The sequence below is a fragment of the Burkholderia sp. CpTa8-5 genome, from assembly GCF_017815045.1.
GTDB classification, from domain to species: Bacteria; Pseudomonadota; Gammaproteobacteria; order Burkholderiales; family Burkholderiaceae; genus Burkholderia; species Burkholderia sola.
The window spans coordinates 1-3,783 of sequence record NZ_JAGIQD010000059.1 but is presented as its reverse complement, the minus strand read 5'-3'; the positions used below and the strand labels follow the sequence as shown (position 1 = coordinate 3,783).

6 protein-coding genes are annotated in these 3,783 nt (G+C 62.4%); 4 read left to right on the top strand and 2 right to left on the bottom strand.

Going from position 1 to position 3,783, the window contains the following annotated elements; translation table 11 throughout:
* Window positions 1–274: 274 nt before the first annotated feature.
* The 3 genes from cueR (at window position 275) to J8I35_RS34240 (ending at window position 1,521) form a co-directional block, all read left to right on the top strand.
* Window positions 275–679 carry a Cu(I)-responsive transcriptional regulator gene (gene cueR, locus J8I35_RS34250; protein ID WP_209929378.1) on the top strand — a complete coding sequence of 135 codons (405 nt, stop codon included), beginning with the start codon at window positions 275–277 and terminating at the stop codon, window positions 677–679.
* A 215-nt stretch (window positions 680–894) separates the two neighbouring features.
* Window positions 895–1,041 carry a DUF3563 family protein gene (locus J8I35_RS34245; RefSeq protein WP_006478295.1) on the top strand — a complete coding sequence of 49 codons (147 nt, stop codon included), beginning with the start codon at window positions 895–897 and terminating at the stop codon, window positions 1,039–1,041.
* A gap of 114 nt (window positions 1,042–1,155) precedes the next feature.
* Complete coding sequence (locus J8I35_RS34240) at window positions 1,156–1,521, top strand: hypothetical protein (protein WP_176017087.1); 366 nt, start codon at window positions 1,156–1,158, stop codon at window positions 1,519–1,521.
* A gap of 14 nt (window positions 1,522–1,535) precedes the next feature.
* On the opposite strand, the gene rlmJ is transcribed toward J8I35_RS34240, so the two are convergent.
* A complete protein-coding gene (rlmJ, locus tag J8I35_RS34235) occupies window positions 1,536–2,381 on the bottom strand; it encodes a 23S rRNA (adenine(2030)-N(6))-methyltransferase RlmJ (RefSeq protein WP_050018292.1) in 846 nt (281 codons plus the stop codon).
* A 111-nt stretch (window positions 2,382–2,492) separates the two neighbouring features.
* Window positions 2,493–3,464, bottom strand: coding sequence for an aldo/keto reductase (locus J8I35_RS34230; protein WP_209929377.1), 972 nt, complete (start codon window positions 3,462–3,464; stop codon window positions 2,493–2,495).
* Between the two features lie 164 nt (window positions 3,465–3,628).
* Here J8I35_RS34230 and J8I35_RS34225 point away from each other — a divergent pair.
* A partial coding sequence (locus tag J8I35_RS34225) for an SDR family NAD(P)-dependent oxidoreductase (RefSeq protein ID WP_124640466.1) occupies window positions 3,629–3,783 on the top strand: 155 nt, incomplete at its 3' end.

Genomic DNA, 3,783 nt, shown 5'->3' with positions numbered 1-3,783 from the left:
GTGTGAAAGTAGGTAATCGTCAGGCTCCCTAAGCCAGAAACCCCCGCCCGAAAGGCGGGGGTTTTTGCATTTCGGCGTCCCCAAAAGCATGTGGCGAAGCGCCCCCATCCCTCGCAACCCAACGGCGTGCGTGCAAGGTCGGATCATCTGCGTTCCTGCTGCCAACTCTTCCCCGGAACGAACCCCATCGATTTGATACGATCGATATGTCGTCGACGAGGACGTCCGTCGGCGGTCGTGTTCGAAACCAGGGTTTGATGGAGAGGGGCGGGGAATGAATATCGGCGACGCGTCACGCGAATCCGGAGTCAGCGCAAAAATGATCCGGTACTACGAGCAGGTCGGGCTTCTTGCGCCGAGCAAGCGTACCGATGCCGGCTACCGCATCTACGGCGCGGACGAAATCCATATCTTGCGGTTCATCCGTCAGGCACGACGACTCGGCTTTCTCGTCGAGGACATTCGCAAGCTGCTGATGCTCTGGCAGGATCGTTCACGCGCCAGCGCCGAAGTGAAATCGATCGCACTTGAACATGTGGCCGAACTCGACCAACGCATCGCGGAGCTGAGCGACATGCGCGACACGCTGGCCGATCTGGCTGCGCACTGCCATGGTGACGGGCGGCCGGAGTGCCCGATTTTGGCGCGCTTGGCCGACCCCGCCAGTGAACCAAATTAGTGCTTGTGCTCGAGCCTCCAAACGCACCCACACAGCATGTCATTTAAAATCAATGGGTTGGATGCGCCACGCTTTTCTTCATTCCGATTTGGAATGATTTCCATGCAAGTTTTTCACTAGCATATTGGTGCGGCGTCGCTATAATTCGGGATAACCCTATACGGGAAATCCCTGAATTTCGATTCACCAGGGGTCCCTCTTCCTTGGAGAACGTCATGATCGCCTACATCGTTGAAAAGCTGAGCAACTGGTTCGAATCCGCAGAACGTGAGCGCCGTGAGGCTTACCTCGCCACGTCGTCGGACATCGTCCAGCTCGAGAGCCGCATTCGCTCGCTCGAAACCAACGGCTACTCGCTGTAATCGGAGTCACCGTCAGGTGCCGCGCGGCACCGCACGATAAGCAAGCCCCGTATTGACGGGGCTTTGTTTTTTTGTGCGCCGGATCTGGCGAAATCGTCGGTGCAGCGCTATGGTATGGACCTTTTCATCCTGAAGGACACGATCATGCGTTTGCGTGTCGAAGTGCGTCGCAGTGCCCGCGCGCGTCTCATTCTGGGCGCAGTCGTGCTCGTCCATGGCATCGCGGCGGGTGCCGCGACGTCGTCCAGGCCGCTCGTTCTCGATACGCAGCGCGGTATCCAGGACGGCAAGGGCGGGTTGGTGTTGCAGACGGCGCCGTTGTCGCAGGAGCCGATCGTCGAGCCGGCAGGTATGCGGGCTCCAGCCGGACAGGGGACGAACACGTCGGTTCCGCTGTTCGTCGCGCCGTATATCAGTGTTCCCGCGTGGGGCGGGCAGCCGGCCAACCAGCCGCGGCTCGCGCCCAGGCCGCAGCCGTAACGACCGTCGCCCGGTCAGTTTCCGCGGTGCTCGATTTGACAGCGGGCGCCGCTATCCTGTCCCAGCTTCTCGACCAGGTAAGGCAGGACCTCGTTCATGCTCTGGGCGAGCGTATATGGGGGATTCAGGATGAACATCCCGCTGCCGTAGAGGCCAAGTCCGTCGGTCGGCGGATTCGACACCGTCAGCGTCAGGTGCAGCCAGTTGTTCGGCTGCAGGCGCTTCAACTGCTCGGGAAAGCGCTGCGATTCCGTCCGCGTGACCTGCGGATACCAGATCGCATAGCAGCCGGTCGCGAAACGCTTCAGGCATTCGGTCACGCAGCCCACCGTGCGCGTGTAATCCTTCTTGTCCTCGTAGGACGGATCGATCAGCACGAGTGCGCGTCGCGGCGGCGGCGGCAGCAGCGCCTTGATACCTTCGAAGCCGTCGCCGGCGAAGATCATCGCGCGTCGCCCCGCATCGCGGAAATTGTGGCGCAGCACATCGATTTCCGTCGTGTGCATTTCGAACAGGCGCATACGATCCTGCTCGCGCATCGACCGCCATGCGATGTACGGCGAGCCTGGATAGAAGTGCAGTTCGCCGTCGTCGTTCAGCGCGCGGACTTCGTCCACATAGTCACCCAACGCCTCCGGCAGGTTCTTTTCGTTCCACAGCCGGCCGATGCCGGTATCGAATTCCGACGTCTTCGCTGCATAACCGTCGCGCAGCGAGTACACGCCGGCGCCCGCGTGCGTATCGATGTACCAGTACGATTTGTCCTTCTTGTTCAGGTAGCGCAGCAGCTGGACGACGACGGCGTGCTTGAGCACGTCCGCGTGATTGCCTGCGTGAAAACCGTGACGATAACTGAGCATGGCTGGCCGCCTGAAACGAAAGGTGAATCGATGAAAGCGCTCGATCGCGCGCGGCCGTCAGGCTGGGCGCCGATGCGGCCGCGTATTGTACGCGAGTGGCCGCGCGTCGCCTTACTCGTATGCGTCGCCGACCACTGCCTCGATGCGTTGCTTCACATCCGGCGTCAGCTTCGCGGCAACGTCGAGCGCGCGCATGTTGTCGCCGATCTGGTCGACCCGCGATGCGCCCGTGATGACCGAACTCACGCGCGGATTCGCGAGTACCCAAGCGATGGCCAATTGGCCGGTGCTGCAGCCGAGCTCGGCCGCGATCTCGCCGATCCGTTCGACGATGTCGTTGGCTGCCCGATCGGTCAGGCGTTCGCGCATCCAGTCGTAGCCCTGCAACTGCGCGCGGCTGCCGGGCGGCACGCCGTCGCGGTACTTGCCGGTGAGCAGGCCCGACGCCAGCGGGCTCCAGGTCGTCAGGCCGAGGCCGTAATCGTCGTAGAGCCGCGCATATTCCTGTTCGACCCGGCTGCGATGGAACAGGTTGTACTGCGGCTGTTCGACGACCGGCTTGTGCAGATGGTGCCGCTCGGCGATCTCGCATGCTGCACGGATCTCGTCGGCGCTCCATTCCGACGTGCCCCAGTACAGCGCCTTGCCGCGCACGATCATGTCGCTCATCGCCCAGACGGTTTCTTCGATCGGCGTATGCGGATCGGGGCGATGGCAATAGACGAGGTCGACATAGTCGAGCTGCAGCCGGCGCAGCGAGCCGTCGATCGCGTTCAGCAGATATTTCCGGTTCAGCGTGTGATACTGGTTCGGGGCTTCCGCGAGCCCCCAGAAGAATTTCGTGGGCACGATATAGCTGACGCGCGGCCAGTCGAGCGACTTGAGCGCGTGGCCCATGATTTCCTCGGATTTGCCGCCGGCGTAGACCTCAGCGTTGTCGAAGAAATTGACGCCCGCGTCGCGTGCCGCGGCAAGGCATTCGCGCGCGACCCGCTGGTCGACCTGGTTGCCGTACGTCACCCACGAGCCGAGGGAAAGCGCGCTGATCTGCAGGCCGGAGCGGCCTAGCCGTCGATAGTGCATGAGACTCTCCTGCTGAACGGAACCGACCTTAAGCTTAGACGTTTTGCGCACGAACGGCGGGGCCGATCGTGCACAATGACGGCTGGCACGCCGATGCGATTTCGCGATGAGCGCGGATGCGACGGGCGCGTGTTTTATCGATCCGATATCGGGAGGAGACGGACATGGCAGCAGATCTGAGCGGCAAGACCGCAGTCGTCACGGGCGCCGCGAGCGGCATCGGCAAGGAAATCGCGCTGGAGCTGGCCAAGGCAGGCGCGGCCGTCGCGATCGCCGACCTGAACCAGGACGGCGCGAACGCGGTCGCCGACGAGATCGT